Genomic DNA, 15,445 nt, shown 5'->3' on the forward strand with positions numbered 1-15,445 from the left:
AGTTTCTAGGCGAAAAGGGGCCGGAGCAGCTCCTCGCTCTGGCCGATCCACTGGGCAATCTCTCCGACGATGGCGCGCACGTCGCGCTTCGGCTTCCACCCGAAGGTGCGCTGCGCGAGGCTCGAGTCGGAGATGTACAGAGGGATGTCCACCGGGTTGGTGGTGGGATCACTCGCGATGGGAAGGGTGTTGCCGGTGACCTGCTCGCACACCCGGGTGAGCTCGAGCATCGAGGTGGAGATCTCCCGGCCGCCACCGACATTGAACACCTGGCCGCTCACGCGCTCCAGCTGCGAGAGCTGCGTGGTGAGCAGCGAGAACAGATCCTCGGGGTGGAGCAGGTCGCGCACCTGCTTGCCCATCCCGCCGAAGCCGGTGTAGCGCAGCGGCTTCTTGAAGTAGTGGTTGGCCACCCAGAGGGTGAAGACGCCCTGGTCCACCTTGCCGAACTGGCCCGGCCCCGCGATGACGCCGCAGCGGTTGATGACCGCGCGCATCTTGTAGCTGTGCACGTACTCCTGGATGATCAGCTCGGAGGCGAGCTTCGTCGCCCCGTAGAGCGAGCGGGGCAGCAGGGTGGTGAAGCCCTCGCTGATGCCGGCGGGGCCGATGCCGGCATGCACCTGCTCCGGGGAAATCTCGAAGCGGGTGGGGCCCTCGGTGAGGCGGAGCTCCCGGAGCGGCTCGATGGAATAGACGCGCGAGGTGGACAGGAAGATCATCCCGCCCGAGCGCTTGCGTGCGAATTCCAGGCAGTTGAGGGTGCCCACCAGGTTGGTGTCGAGCACGTACCTGGGGCTGCCATCCAGGCCCGCCAGCACACTGGGCTCGGCCGAGGCCTCGATGAAGGCGTCGAACGTGCCGGGCAGATCCTCCAGGTCACCCGGACAGCGGATGTCGCCGTGGAAGAAGCGGATGCCCAGCTCGCGGAAGCGGGAAAGGTTCAGCTCGGCGCCGCGGCGACGCAGGTTGTCCAGCACCACGACGTCGGCTGACGGGTCCTGCCGCTTGAACGCGCAAGCAAGGCTGGCTCCGACGAAACCAGCCCCCCCCGTGATGAGAATCTTCATGTTCTCCGCCTCTATCAGATGCCGCCAAACAACCCCCGGCCAAGGGTGTTCAGCACGAGGCGGCTTATTACTTCGAGCCTCGGTTATCAAGCAATCGATGGAGCCTGAACTCGCCTGCTCCGCGAGACGGCGCTCCGGCTCACCTCGGGGGCGCGCGGAAAGTTCCACTTCCCGTGTTCCCCCGGGCAGCCTGGCGGACGCTCATCTCATCTCCAGGGCGGTGTTCTCCGGAAGAGGGTCATGGATGCCGGGTGAGCCGTGACCGGACGGGATCGAGGCGTGAGGAGGGTAGGGCAATGTGCTCTCTTGTCCTTCCTGCCTCCGACCAGCGTCCTTCCGCGAGACAAGGCTTCCTTTGTTGCACGCGCTGAATGCAGACAGTCACGTTTCACTCACTCCGACTGTGGACGTTCCGTCTGTTTTTGGTGTGTGGCGTGTATGAGTAATCATTTGGGTGCTGTTTCTGAAGTTTGAAGAGAGATTCAGCCGGCCCAACGGGGTACCTCTCGGGGCGCGCTCGGGCATCACCCATGTCGTGGCCTGTAGCTTGACTGTGGCCCGTCGCTTGCTAGGTCCCGAGGTCAGCTGTCCCAAGGCATCGAGTCCAAGGGCCGCCTCCCCTGTTCGTTGAACTGGCTTGGGATTGCTTGTAGGGCGATCTAAGTGGGAACATTCGCTGGATCCGTCCATTTGAGTGAACGATTCTCCGCGTAATCCTTATGAACCCAAAGTTTCCCCTGAACCCTCGAAGTGCCTTCCTGCTCGGTGCGCTCGTCACAGCCCCGGTGCTCGCGCAGACCCCCGTCAAGACCTTTGACCTCGAGCAGGTGACGCTCAGCCCGGGAGGTCAGCACTCGCTCGTGCTCACCACCGGCGATGTCCTGGAGAAGGGTCAACTCCGCCTGTTGCTCGCCGGCCAGTACCAGCACAAGCCCCTGGTGTTCGTGCGCAACGACGAGATCCAGGGCTCGGTCGTCGGCCGTCGCTGGAGCGCCCACCTCGGCGTCGCGTACGGTCTCACCGACAGCGTGGAACTGGCGCTGCAACTGCCCGTGATCCTCTCGCAGGGGGGCGACGACCTGTCCGCCCAGGGCATCGCGCCGGTCGCCGGCACGGTGCTCGGCGCGCCCGTGCTGCAGGGCCGCTTCGTGCTCGCACGCCAGTCCGCCTCGGCGCTGGGTGACATCGGCCTCAACCTGGGCCTGTTGCTGCCCCTCGGGAGCAGCACCGGGCTCACGCAAGATCCGGGTGCTGGGTTCGCCTTCAACGCCGGGATCGGGTTCGGCCACAACTTCGGGTCGCTCCTCCGGGTGGGCGCGGAGGTGGGCGCGGTGATCCGCCAGAGCGAACGGCTGTCGAACTATGCCGACCGGATCATCGACCAGGTGGGCAGCTACGCCACCGGTGGTGTCACCGTCAGCACGCTGGGTGACGGGCTGCGGGGCGAAGTCACGGCCCGCGCGCTCCTGGCGCTCACGCAGACCATGAGCGCGGGAGAGGTGCTCGTCGGCGCCCGCTATCCGCTGCCCCTGAACCTGGAGGTGTTCGCGCTGGCGGGTCCTGGCATCGGCAAGATGCCGGGCAACCCGGCGTTCCGCGCCTTCGCGGGCCTCGCCTTCCGTCCCTTCCCGTCCAAGCCGAGGGAAGAGCCCAAGCCGCAGGAGCCCACGGTCTGCCCCGCCTGCCCCGTCTGCCCGGCCCCCACGCCGGCACCGGAGCCGACCCCGTGCCCGGCTCCTCCTCCTCCTCCTCCGGCCCCGCCCGCGCCCGCGGACTACGACAAGGACGGCATCCCCGACGAGGACGACGCCTGCCCGCTCAAGCCCGGTGTCCCCGCCCACGAGGGCTGCCCGCCGCCCGAGCCGCCGAAGCCCCCGTACGCCGAGTACGAGGAGGCCCGCATCTCCATCAAGGATCAGGTCCGCTTCGCCACCGGCAAGTCCGACATCCTGCCCGAGTCCTTCCCCCTCCTCGATGAGGTGGCCAAGATCCTCAAGGAGCACCCGGAGCTCGTCCGGCTGCGGATCGGCGGCCACACCGACAACCGGGGCACGCGCGAGTTCAACATCAAGCTCTCGCAGGATCGCGCGGAGGCGGTGCGCCGCTACCTCGTCGATCGCGGCGTGGAGCCGGGACGCCTCGAGGCGAAGGGCTTCGGTCCGGACCAGCCCATCGCCACCAACGATACCGCCGAGGGCCGCCAGAGGAACCGCCGCACCGAGTTCATCTCCAACAGCAAGAAGAAGTAACCCCACTCCTTTTCTTCTCTTCGCACCCCCGAAAAGCCATGCACATGAACACCGAAGTCCCACGCCGCGCGCTCCCAGGCGCGGCGCGGGTTGCCAGCCTCTGGGTCCTGCTCTCGGCTCTCGCCTGTGGCGAGAGCGCCAAGCCCAACCCGGCTGACGCGCGCCCCGTCGCGCCGCAGAGCGCCGTGCAGAAGGCCGTCCAGACGGACCTGACCGCCTCCACCACCACCACGAGCCCCACCTTCTCCTCGTACATCGCCACCCTGCCGCCGGCCCAGGTGACGGCCTCCATCACCCAGACCCTGGAGGCGAGCTGGGATCCCACCCTCCAGAGCCTCAACTACCCCCCCATCTACCCGCAGGGCTGGAGCATCGAGTATTACGCGGGGGGCGAGAAGCTGGCGAAGGTGCCGACCACCGTCAGCGAATGGGCGGAGGTCTCGCGTGTGGTCGCCAGAGGGGGCCTCGATGTGGAGGGCGTGGACGGCGAGCGGCAGGCGATCGTCTCCAGGTCCACCGCGCCTCGAATCGTGGTGAGGGCCGTGTTCTCGGGTGGCGTCGTGGGTGACGGCTGGGACGTCTTCTTCGATCCCGGCTACACCCGGATCTTCAACGTCCACCACCACAACAACCTCAACGAGATCATGTGCCGCGACCTGGTGACCGGCACCACGTGCCCGGGCTTCCCCATGAAGCTCACCCAGACCAGCGTCCGCTCCACGGGCCGCATCGACGCGGCGTCCAACAACTTCTGGCAGCCCACCGTCACCCTGCCCGCCGCGGAGGGCCAGCCCTCCAAGCTGGCTTGGGACTGCGTGGACCTCACCAACGCCACGCGCTGCGCCAGGCCGGTGGTCGTCTCCGAGTTCACCTCGGCCAACATCAAGAGGACCAACGACAACACCGACATCAAGAGGAACAACTTCAACGATCACACGGATCCGGTGGTGATCGGCCGGAAGATGTACACGATCGGCTTCGTCAGCGGCGGGAAGGCCCGCATCACCTGCCTGGACATGGCCACTGGCACCGAGTGCCCCGGGGTGGAGCTGCCGGAGAACGGCAGTGCCGACGAATCCGGCCTCACCGCGGTGGGGACCAGGCTCTACGTGGTCCCCGGCTTCGGCAAGAACCTGGACTGCTATGACAGCGCCAGCCCCACCTGGGCGCGGTGCCCTGGGACCTGGCCCCAGCCCGTGAAGGACCAGGCGGGCAAGTTCGTGAATGGCAGTCCCGTGTGGGCCCTGCCGGATGCCACCGGCGAAATCCAGCATATCTGCGCGAACAACGTCTGCTTCAAGCTGGATGGCTCCGCGCACACCCTGCCGCCGGGATTCGTCGCCGAGCTCCAGGCGCATCCCGTGATGGGAAATGCGAACCCGATCTTCCAGTACGGCGGTGGCAGCAGCTCCGGCACCAAGGTCGCCTGGCCCTACAGCATCATCGCCACCACCAAGAGCACCTGGGCCATGTGCTGGGACATGGCCACCGACGCCAAGTGCGCGGACAAGTTCCCCGTTCAGGTGCCGGTCCTCTACACGACCATCTTCGATCCCGAGCAGCCGGACTGCCTGTGGACCAACACGGACAACGGCGTCATCAGGAACTTCGATGTCAGGACCGGCAACCAGGGCTGCACTGGCGCTTCGACCCGCATCTCCTTCAAGACGCCGGTGAGCGTTCCTCGGCTGAGCTGCGACCCGGCGTCCCGCGTCTACCAGTACAAGTCCTTCAAGCTCACCTCGCCCGACCCCTCGCTGTACACCACGGCCACGCTGACGGTGAGGGACTCCAACGGTCAGCCTCTCCCCGCGTGGAGCAAGCTGCCGATCGATCGCGCCAACCCCGTCGTGGATTTGACCTCGCTCTCGACGAACGAGACCGGGCTCACGCCGAGCTTCGACGTCTCCGCTGACATCACCAACGCCAACGTGGTGCCCGCCAGCGAGATCCGCGTCACCACGGGCGCTCCCCCGCAGCTCTGCTGGGACCTCGCGTCGCCGCCCTTCTCGGCCTGTCCGATCGGACCCAAGCTGGCCAGCACCGCCGCCTCTCCCCCTCGGGAGACCATCGTCACCGCCAAGGGCTCGCTCACCAACACCGGTACCACCACGCCCTACACGAACCAGGACGTGCCCACCTCCGTCGCCACGGCCAACTTCGACACCTGCGGCACCCGTCTGACCGCCAAGGTGGTGTCCCTGTCCGACGGCAGCCCCGTCGCCGGGGCCACGGTGTTCCTGCTCGACAGCGCGGGCAACCCCATCCTGGATGCGAACGGCCAGCCCGCCTCCGCGGTGTCGGCGGCTGACGGCAGCCTCGAATTCCCGGTCTGGGCGGGGGACTACACGCTCAAGATGAGCGGGACCGACAGCTACCTCCCGGCCTTCATGAACGTGACCGCGGGCGGCAGTGGCATGACCACCCCCACCAACGGCACGGTGGTCTCCAACGCCGTCACCACCGCGGTGAACCAGACCTCCCATGTGGACATCACCGTCACGAACAACCGGCCCACGCAGCCTCCTCCTCCGGCGGGGAACGATGAAGCCTGGTTCCAGGGCAGTGGCTGCACCGCGGCCGGAGGCGCCCAGTCGGCGCTGGTGGTGATGCTGGTCCTGGGCGGGCTCGTGGTGCTTCGCCGCCGCGGCGCATAGGCGGCGGTCCAGCAAGGTCATCCCATGAAGTAGTCCAGGCGGGAGAGGGCACCAGGCCCCTCCCGCCTTTTTTCATGCCGCATGACCGACATGTCAGAAGCCAGGGACTGACATGTCAATGACACGCCGGGGCGGAGGGCATGGGCTGACAGGTCAGTGACATGCCGGTGACACGTCGGAGCGAAAGGAATGGGCAGACAGGTCAGACGCGGTGCCAGGATTCGAGAGGCTCGGTCTTCACTCTCGTCGAAGCCTGGCTGTCTTCAACGTGTCTGGTGAGAGTCTTTGGAGGGAGCCGTATCCAGCCACGCGCGCAGCACGCGCTCCGCCGTGGCGGGGATCCGGGTGACATGCGCGCCGGTCGCATGCCGGATGGCGTTGCTGACGGCGGCGGCCACTCCCACCAGGCTCGCCTCGGCGACGCCCTTGGCCCCGAAAGGCCCTTCCCCGTGCGGGTGCTCGAGGAGGATGGGGTGGATGGCCACGGGGACATCCGGCGCGCCGGGGACCTTGTACCCACTCATGGAGGGATTGGTCAGCTGGCCATCCTTCCACACCAGCTCCTCCGTCAGCGCGAAGCCGAGCCCCTGCACGAACCCACCCTGGATCTGTCCCTCCGCCGCGGCGGGGTTGATCGCCCGGCCCACGTCATGGACGCTCCAGGCCTCGAGCACCTGCACGTGGCCGGTCAGCTCGTCCACCTCGACCTCCACCACCTGCGCGCCAAAGACGAAATAGCCATTGCCCATCGAGGACAAGCCCTGGGCGGAGGTGCGGCGGGGATCGATGGGCACCGCCGGGAACAGCCAACGGGAGGACGCGATGATCGGGCCCCCCTTGAAGTAGAGGGCGCGGGCGGCGATGGCTCCGAACGTGACCGAGGCATCGGGCCTGCCCTTCACCCCGACGATGCCGCCGGGCCTCAATTCCAGCTCCTGCTCCGGATGTCCCAGCATCTCGCTGGCCTGCTCGAAGAGCTGTTGTTGGATTTGCGCGCACGCCTGGGTGAGGACCCGGCCCACGGTGAAGGTGGTGCGCGTGCCTCCCGTGCACCAGTCATACGGCGAGCCGTCCGTGTCGGGACCGGTGAAGTTGATCTGCTCGAGCGACAGCCCCAGGGCCGCGGCCGCCACCTGGGCGAGCGCCGTATCCGAGCCCTGACCGATGTCCACCGCGCCGGTGCTCACCGTGGCGGTCCCATCCTCGTTGAGCCGGACCGTGGCGCTCGAGCCCAGCAGCGCGGAGACATGTCCGACCGCCGCCATCCCGATGCCACGCCGCTTGCCGGGCGTCGACGCGCGTGGGCTCCGCCGCTGGCTCCAGCCGGACGCCTCGCGTGCACGCTCCAGGCAGGCCTTGAGCGTGCCGCTCTCGACGGGCGCGCCTCCAATCCACTTCTCTCCGGTCTCGAGCGCGTTGCGCAGCCGCAGCTCGAGGGGATCCATGCCCAGCTTCTCGGCGAGCCGGTCGATCTGCACCTCGCTGGCGAAGTGGATCTGCGGGTTGCCGAACCCACGGAACGCCGAGGCCCGGAGCCGGTTGGTGTACACGCACCAGCACTCGATGTCGAAGTGGGGGATGCGGTACGGCCCGCGCGCGAACCAGGCGCCCACTCCCGCGACGAACGGCCCATCATCGGCATAGGCACCCGTGTCGTAGTGCAGCTTCACCTGACGGGCGAGGATGCGGCCGTCCCGGGTCGCGCCCGTGCGCATGTGGATGCGGCACGCGTGGCGAGACCTCATCATCACCATGTCGTCGGTGCGCGAGAACGTCAGCTTCACCGGCGCGCCAGCGGCCTTCGCCAGCGCCACGGTGATGGGTTGGTTGGTCGATTCGGTCTTGCCGCCGAAGCCACCCCCCACCCGGGGCACGATGACCCGGACCTTCGACATGGGAAGGCCCAGCGCCTCGGCGATGATCGCCTGGGCGCGGAAGGCGGACTGGGTCGAGGTGTAGACGGTGACCTTGCCGCTGTCGCGATCCACCGAGGCGAGGGTGGAGCAGGGCTCCAGGTAGACGTGCTGCTGCGCGGGCGTCTCGAACACGTCCTCGACGATCACCTCGCACAGCTTCCACACGCCCTCCGGATCGCCCTCCGTGAGCCGGATGTGCGCCGCGGCATTGGGCGTCCTCGCCAGCGCCTCACGCCGCTCGTGGAGCACGGGCGCCTCTGGCTTCAGTGCCTCCTCGGGATCGAGGACCGTGGGCAGGGGCTCGTATTGGATGTCGATCGCCCGCAGCGCCCTGCGCGCCGTCTCGAGATCGACCGCGGCGACGGCGGCGACGGGCTCGCCCGCGTAGAGCACCTTGCCGCGCGCGAGCAGCGGTTGATCCTTGATGACGGCGCCGATCCGGTGGTCGGGCAGATCCTCGGCCGTGAGCACGGCCTTGACCCCTGGCATCGCCCGGGCCCGCGAGGTGTCGTAGGCGAGGATCCGGGCATGCGCGTGAGGACTGCCGAGCAGGGCGCCATGCAGCATGCCCGGCAGGGTCATGTCGTCGGTGTACACGGCGCGTCCGGTGACCTTCTCGCGCGCCTCCAGCCTCGGCACGGACCGGCCGAGGAGCTCCCCCACGGGCTTGTCCCGGGTGCTCATGACCGTCCCTCCGAGGAAGCCTTCTCGCCCGGTCTCTTGCTCAGCGAGGCGATCGCCTCCACGACCTTGACGTATCCCGAGCACCGGCAGACGTTGCTGCCGAGCGCGTGGCGGATCTCCTCGACGGTGGGGTGGGGATTGCGATCGAGCAGCGCCTTGGCGGTGAGGACGATGCCCGACATGCAGAAGCCGCACTGCACCGCGCCATGCTCGACCAGAGCCCGCTGGACCGGATGGAGTTCGCCGCCGGCCTCCACCCCCTCGATCGTGGTGATCTCCCGGCCGCGCAGGGTCACGGCCAGGGACAGACAGGAGAACACGGGTTCGCCGTCCACCAGGACCATGCAGGCCCCGCAGCTGCCCTGATCGCAGCCGCGCCGGGTCCCGGTCGCGCGAAGATCCTCGCGCAGCACGTCCAGCAGGGTCCGCTCCGGGGCGACGGAGAGCACGCGGGTCGTCCCGTTGATCGTGAGGAAGAGGGGAAGCTCGTCAGCCATGGGTGTGCTCCCGGGCGAGGGACAGGGCGCGGCCGAGCAAGCGCGGGATGAGCAGGCGCCGGTACTCGGCCGAGCCACGGACGTCATCGATGGGCGCGGCGGCCTGGGCCAGCAGCCGTCCCGCCTCGGCCACCTCCCGCTCGCCGAGCCGGGTCCCCACGAGCCGTTGATCGGCCTCGGCCAGGTGGAGCGGAACGGGCCCACACGAGCCCACGGCCACGCGCGCCTCCTGGCAGGTGTCACCCTCCATGGAGAGCACCAGCGAGATGGACACGGTGGGGTAGTCGCCCGAGACCCGGCTGAAGCGCAGATGATGCCCCACGGCGCCTCGGGTGCCCCGGGGAAGGAAGAGCCGCGTGACGAGCTCACCGTGGGCCAGGGAGGTCCGGAAGCGGTCCACGAAGAGCTGCTCGACGGGAATGAGCCGCCGGCCACCGGGTCCGGCGATCTCGACCCGGGCCGAGGCCGCGACGAGGGCTCCGGGGAGATCCGTGCAGGGATCGGCGAGCGCCACCGAGCCCCCGAGGGTGGCCATGTTGCGGATGGCCGGATGCGCGAGCTGCTTCGCCGCGCTGCGCACCACCTCCAGGGCTCCACCCAGGTGCGCGCTGGCCGCCAGGGTCCGGTGCCGCACCATGGCACCCAGCCAGAGACCCTCCTCGGTCCGCGTAATGGCCGACAGCTCTTGAATCCGGTGCAGGCTCACGAGCATCGCGGGTGAGAGCTGGCCCGCGTGCATCATCGCCACCAGCGAGGCCCCTCCCGCCAGACAGCGCGCCCCTTCCGTGGCCGCCAGCAGGGAGACTCCTTCCTCCACCGTCTCCGGCTCCGCGTATCTCATCTCACCACCTCGGGCTCCTGCGTTTCACTGGCAGAGGCCGCTGATTCTACAGGCCCCTCGTTGGAATGCGCAGCGCCTCGCGGAAGGCAACATTCCCTGGCGTGGCAGGAGTGTTTCCAGCACCTGGGACCCAGCAGCGCCGAATAAGAGGGACGAGCACCCTGTTTCCACCCGAAGGCTTGTAAGTTGGGTTGGCTTGCTGGCGCGACGACGTCATGGGGACCGGGTCCTCGCCAACGGGTGTGCGCATTCATGCTGGATATTCCGGGGTACAGGGTTCTTGGCATCCTCCGGGCCATGGGCTCGAACGCGCTGTTCCAGGCGGTGCGCGAGGCCGATGGCCTGCCCGTCATCATCAAGACGCCGATGGTGGCCTCTCCCGGTCGCATGGAGGACGAGCGGTACCGGCGGGAATTCAGCATCCTGCAACGGCTGCGGGACGTGCGGGGCGTGGCCAGGCCCTATGCCTGCGAGCGGCTCGGCGAGCGGCCCGTGCTGCTGCTGGAGCGGGTGCAGGGGCAGACCCTGTCCGAGTCCATGTCGACGGGGCAGCCCCTGGAGCTGTCCTCCTTCTTGAACCTGGCCCTGTCGCTGGTGTCCACCCTGGGGGAGGTGCACTGCCGCAACGTCATCCACAAGGACATCAAGCCCTCCAACATCATCCTGGAGCCCTCGGGAGAAGCGCGGCTCATCGACTTCGGCGTGGCCACGCTGCAGAAGGTGGAGTACCTGGACGCGGCGCCCACTCACCTCATCGAAGGCACGCTGGCGTACATGTCTCCGGAGCAGACGGGGCGGATGAACCGGGCGGTGGACTACCGCACCGACTTCTACTCCCTGGGCGTCACCTTCTACGAGTTGTTGACAGGGCAGCGGCCCTTCCAGGGAAGAGACGCACTCGAGTGGTTTCACGCCCATATGGCGCAGCGGCCCACGCCGCCGCACGAGCTCAACCCTCAAGTGCCCCCGGTCCTGTCCGACCTCGTGCTCAAGCTGCTGGCGAAGACGGCCGAGGAGCGCTACCAGAGCACCGAGGGCCTGCGGGCGGACCTGGAGCGCTGCCGCGAGGCGTTGAACGAGGACACGCAGGCGGTGTTCGTGCTGGGCACCCAGGACCGGCCCGACCGGTTCCAACTGCCGCAACGGCTCTACGGGCGCGAGGCCCAGGTGGCCACCCTGCTCGAGGGCTTCGAGCGGGTGACGCGCACGGGAAGGCCGGAGCTGTTCCTGGTCAGCGGCTACTCGGGCATTGGCAAGTCCTCCGTGGTGAATGAGTTGCACAAACCCGTGGTGCAGTGCCGCGGCTTCTTCCTGAGCGGCAAGTTCGACCAGTTCCAGCGGAACATTCCCTACGCCACCCTGGCGCAGATCCTGCGCGGGCTGGTGCAGCAATTGCTCGCGGGGAGCGAGGAGGACGTCTCCCGGTGGCGCCAGCAGGTGAACGAGGCCTGGGAGGGGCACGGCCAGATGCTCGTGGACCTGGTGCCCCAGCTGGAGGTGCTGGTGGGCCCCCAGCCCGCGCTCCAGCAGGTGCCCCCGAAAGAGGCCCAGCGCCGCTTCTATCAGGTGGTCCGCCGGTTCTTCGCCGTGTTCGCCACCCGGGCGCATCCCCTGGTGGTGTTCCTGGATGACCTGCAGTGGGCGGATCCGGCCAGTCTGCCATTGCTCTCTCAATTGCTCTCCCATCCGGAGAGTCCCCCGGTGCTGTGGATGGGGGCCTACCGGGACAACGAGGTGAGCCCCTCGCACCCGCTGATGCAGACGTTGGAGGGGATTCGCAAGGAGGGGGCGAGACTGACGAACCTCCGCCTGGAGCCGCTGAGCGTGGAGCAGGTGGAGCACCTGGTGGCAGACACGCTCCCGGGCGCGGGGAGGGAAGTGGTGGAGCCCCTGTCGGCGCTGGTGCACGAGAAGACGGGGGGCAACCCCTTCTTCCTGCTGCAATTGCTGGTGGCGCTCCACCAGGATGGCCTGCTGGTGCGGGTGCCCGGAGACGGCTGGCATTGGGACGTGGAGGAGGTGCGGTCCCGCGACTACTCGGAGAACATCGTCGACTTCATGGTGGACAAGCTGCGCCAGTTCCCCCCGGGCACGCAGCACCTGCTGCGCCTGGCGGCGTGCGTGGGCAATGTCTTCTCACACCAGATGCTGGGCTTCCTCGCCGACCTGGGAGACGTGGAACAGGGGATCGAGCCCGCGCTCCAGGAAGGCATGCTGGTGCGCTCGGGCCCGGAGAAATACCGCTTCCTGCACGACCGCATCCAGCAGGCGGCCCATCGCCTCCTCTCCAATTCGGAGCGCGAGGCCATCCACCTGCGCATCGGCCGCCTGCTGCTCGAGCGCTTGTCCCAGGACGAGACGCGCGAGTCGCTCTTCGACGTGGTCAGCCAGCTCAACGCCGCGGCGGACCTGATCGTGGAGGCCACGGAGCGCCACCAGCTCGCGAGGTTGAATGCCGAGGCGGGTGGCAAGGCCATGGCCGCGATCGCACTCCGTCCCGCCATCACCTATCTCTCGACGGCCTTCCCGCTCATCCCCGGAGACCCCTGGGAGACGGACTACACGCTGGCCTTCAAGCTGAAGTTCTCCCAGGCGCGCTGTGAGTACATGCTCGGCAACATCGCCGAGGCGCGCCGTCTGGTGGAGAAGCTCGTTCCCCGGGCCCGCACCCGCGCGGACATCGAGGCCAGCTTCGGGTTGAAGCACGACGTCCACTTCGCCTCCGGCGAGCGCCAGGAAGGCCTCGCCTGCATGTTGGAATGTCTGGCCTTGCTGGGCATGCCGCTGCCGCGCAACCCCACCTGGCAGGAGGCGGTGGCCGCTGATGCGGAGGTGTGGGCCGAGCTGGGGGAGCGTCCCATCGCGAGCCTCGCCGAGCTGCCACTCATGACCGACCCGGACATGAAGCTGGTCATCAGCGCCCTCTTCAAGCTCTTCAATTCCGCGTTCTCCACCGATCTCCACCTGGTCGTCGTCCTCTTGAGCCGGATGGTCTGTCTCTCCTTGCGCCACGGCATCGTGGATGCCTCCGCGTTCGGCTTCAGCTGGTTTGGCGTCATCATCGGCTCGCTCTTCAAGCGCTACCGGCAGGGCCTCGCCTTCGCGAAGCTCGCCCAGGAAGTCGTCGAGCGGTACGACCTGGCCTTCCATCGGCCGGATGTGCTCCTCAGCTCGCAGTTCATCAGCTACTGGAACCAGCCCCTCCCCAAGGCGCAGGAGCTCGCCCTCAGCGGCCTCCACCACGCGCTTCAGGTGGGAAACGTCTCCACCGCCTCCTATTGCAGCCTGGAGATCGCCCTCAACCGTCTGGCCATGGGACACAACCTGGAGGAGGTCCACCAGGAGTCACTCGTCCGCGGCGAGTTCTTGAGCAAGACGGGCTTCCTGGATCCCCAGGAGTCGCTCCTCCTCAACCAGCGCTACATGCAGCAGCTGCGCGGATACACCCTCTCGTTCGGGACGCTCAACGGGGACGGCTTCGATGAGCGGGCTTTCGAGGCCCAACTGCCGTCCAGCCCCAGGAGAAGCACGCGCACCTTCTGGATCGTCAAACTCCAGTCGCGCTTCATGTGCGGCGACTACGCGGAAGCCCGAGGGGCCGCGGACAAGGCGGCCGAGCTGCTGCGGGCCAACAACGGCATTCTCCACTTCCGCGAGTTCCATCTCTACCGCGCCCTGACCCTGGCCGCGTGCTTCGAGGGCGCCCCGCCGGAGGACCAGCGGCGGTTGCTCGAGACCATCCAGGGCCACCACCGGCAGCTCGCGGAGTGGGCGGAGAACTGCCCCGAGAACTTCCTCGCGCTCGAGCGGCTGGTGTCCGCGGAGCTGGCCCGCCTCGCGGGACGGCCGGATGAGGCGACCTGCGCCTACGAAGCTGCCATCCAATCGGCGCGAGAGAACGGGGCCACCCAGTACGTGGCACTGGCCAGCGAGCTGGCCGCGAACTTCTGGCGCACGCGGCGAGCCCCCATCGTCGCCCATGCCTTCGCCCGCGAGGCCCGCGCGGCCTACCGGCAGTGGGGCGCCCAGGGCAAGGTGCAGCACCTGGAGTCCCTCTGGCCCCAACTCGCCGCCTTGGCGGACACCGAGGAGGCGCTGACCACCAGCAGCACGGATTCCACCCGGATCGACGCACTCACGCTCGTCAAGGCCCAGCAGGCCGTCTCCAGTGAGATCGAGCTGGATCGTCTGGTGAAGACGCTGCTGCACGCGGCCATCGAGAACGCGGGCGCCCAGCGAGGCGCCCTGTTGCTGCCCGAAAGGGACTCGCTGTCGGTGGCGGCCACCTCCGATGCTCCGTCGAGGGGGACGGCCCCCGCGCTCCCCTGGTCGCTGCTCTCCTACGTGCGGCGCACGCGGGAGCACGTGCTCATCGGCGATGCCTCCAAGCCCCACCCCTTCTATTCCGACACGCACCTGGCGCACAGCGGAGCGCGCTCGGTGCTGTGTCTGCCCCTGTTGCGGCAGGAGCAGTTCTGCGGAGTGCTGTACCTGGAGAACAACCTGGCGGCCAATGCCTTCAGCCCGGTGCGGCTGGTGCTACTGGGACACCTGGCCTCCCAGGCGGCCATCTCCATCGAGAACGCCCGGCTCTATGAGGACGTCCAGCGCGCCAGGACGGAGTTGCACCGGGCCAATGAAGAGCTGGAGCAGCGGGTGGAGGCGCGCACGCACGAGCTCAAGCAGGCCCAGGCCCGGCTGGTGGACACGGCGCGCGAGGTGGGCATGGCGGAGGTCGCCGCCAATGTGCTGCACAACGTGGGCAACGTGCTCACCAGCGCCGTCGTCAACCTCGAGGTGATGCGCAAGGCGGTGGGCTCGCTGCGCGTGGGCCGCGTGAAGCAGGCGGCGGCGCTCCTCCTGGAGCAGCGCGACCAGCTGGTGGACTTCCTGACCCACAGCCCCAGGGGCAGACACCTGCCGGACTACCTGGGGGCGCTGGGTGAGGAGTTGGTGAAGGAGCAGATGCGCCTGATGGAGGACCTGGATGCGATGAACCGGCACATCGAGCACATCCGCGCCATCGTCCAGGTGCAACAGACCTATGCGAAGCGGTCGCTGATGACGGAGGAGTGCGCACTGCCCCAGCTCATCGACGACGCGCTGCGCATCCAACTGGAGGGCTTGCAGCGCCATGGGATCACCGTGCACCGGGAGCTGTCGGCGGTGCCGCGGGTGAGGGCGGACAAGCACAAGGTGCTGCAAATCCTCATCAACCTCATCAGCAACGCCAAGCAGGCCTTGGAGCCGATGCCCGAGGGCCGGCGCAACCTGTGGGTGCGGATGAAGGTACAGGGCGCGGTGATCCGCATCCAGGTGGTGGATGACGGGGTGGGCATCGCCCCCGAGGTGAAGGACAAGCTGTTCTCCCACGGCTTCACCACGCGCAAGGACGGCCACGGCTTCGGACTTCACTCCAGCGCGCTGGCGGCGCAACTCCTCAATGGCCGCCTCTTGATCGAGAGCGAGGGGCCGGGGCGGGGCGCCGTGACCACGCTGGAGCTTCCGCTCGACCCGGCGCGCTCTTAGCC

At 68.1% G+C, this 15,445-nt stretch carries 7 protein-coding genes; 3 read left to right on the forward strand and 4 right to left on the reverse strand.

Annotation, left to right across the window (positions count from 1 at the left end; genetic code table 11):
- Nucleotides 1-5: 5 nt before the first annotated feature.
- Entirely contained in the window at nucleotides 6-1,070 is a 1,065-nt protein-coding gene (locus tag F0U63_RS18875; RefSeq protein WP_395847317.1) for an NAD-dependent epimerase/dehydratase family protein, read from the reverse strand.
- 719 nt (nucleotides 1,071-1,789) lie between these two features.
- On the opposite strand from F0U63_RS18875, the gene F0U63_RS18880 reads away from it, so the two are divergent.
- On the forward strand, nucleotides 1,790-3,319 hold the full coding sequence (locus tag F0U63_RS18880; RefSeq protein WP_395847318.1) for an OmpA family protein: 1,530 nt from the start codon (nucleotides 1,790-1,792) through the stop codon (nucleotides 3,317-3,319).
- Between the two features lie 44 nt (nucleotides 3,320-3,363).
- Complete coding sequence (locus F0U63_RS18885) at nucleotides 3,364-5,976, forward strand: hypothetical protein (protein ID WP_395847319.1); 2,613 nt, start codon at nucleotides 3,364-3,366, stop codon at nucleotides 5,974-5,976.
- A 263-nt stretch (nucleotides 5,977-6,239) separates the two neighbouring features.
- Here the strand turns inward: F0U63_RS18885 and F0U63_RS18890 are convergent, their stop codons facing one another.
- Genes F0U63_RS18890 through F0U63_RS18900 form a run of 3 tightly spaced genes read right to left on the reverse strand, consistent with a single transcriptional unit; the run spans nucleotide 6,240 to nucleotide 9,914 of the window.
- Complete coding sequence (locus F0U63_RS18890; protein ID WP_395847320.1) at nucleotides 6,240-8,576, reverse strand: xanthine dehydrogenase family protein molybdopterin-binding subunit; 2,337 nt, start codon at nucleotides 8,574-8,576, stop codon at nucleotides 6,240-6,242.
- Nucleotides 8,573-9,073, reverse strand: a complete 501-nt coding sequence (locus F0U63_RS18895; RefSeq protein ID WP_395847321.1) for a (2Fe-2S)-binding protein — start codon at nucleotides 9,071-9,073, stop codon at nucleotides 8,573-8,575. Before F0U63_RS18895 ends, F0U63_RS18890 begins: the two co-directional genes overlap by 4 nt.
- Nucleotides 9,066-9,914, reverse strand: a complete 849-nt coding sequence (locus F0U63_RS18900; RefSeq protein ID WP_395847322.1) for an FAD binding domain-containing protein — start codon at nucleotides 9,912-9,914, stop codon at nucleotides 9,066-9,068. Before F0U63_RS18900 ends, F0U63_RS18895 begins: the two co-directional genes overlap by 8 nt.
- A gap of 252 nt (nucleotides 9,915-10,166) precedes the next feature.
- Between F0U63_RS18900 and F0U63_RS18905 the strand changes: the two genes are divergently transcribed.
- Entirely contained in the window at nucleotides 10,167-15,443 is a 5,277-nt protein-coding gene (locus F0U63_RS18905; protein WP_395847323.1) for an AAA family ATPase, read from the forward strand.
- Nucleotides 15,444-15,445 lie beyond the last annotated feature (2 nt).

The sequence above is a fragment of the Cystobacter fuscus genome, assembly GCF_044360685.1.
Lineage (GTDB): Bacteria > Myxococcota > Myxococcia > Myxococcales > Myxococcaceae > Cystobacter > Cystobacter fuscus_C.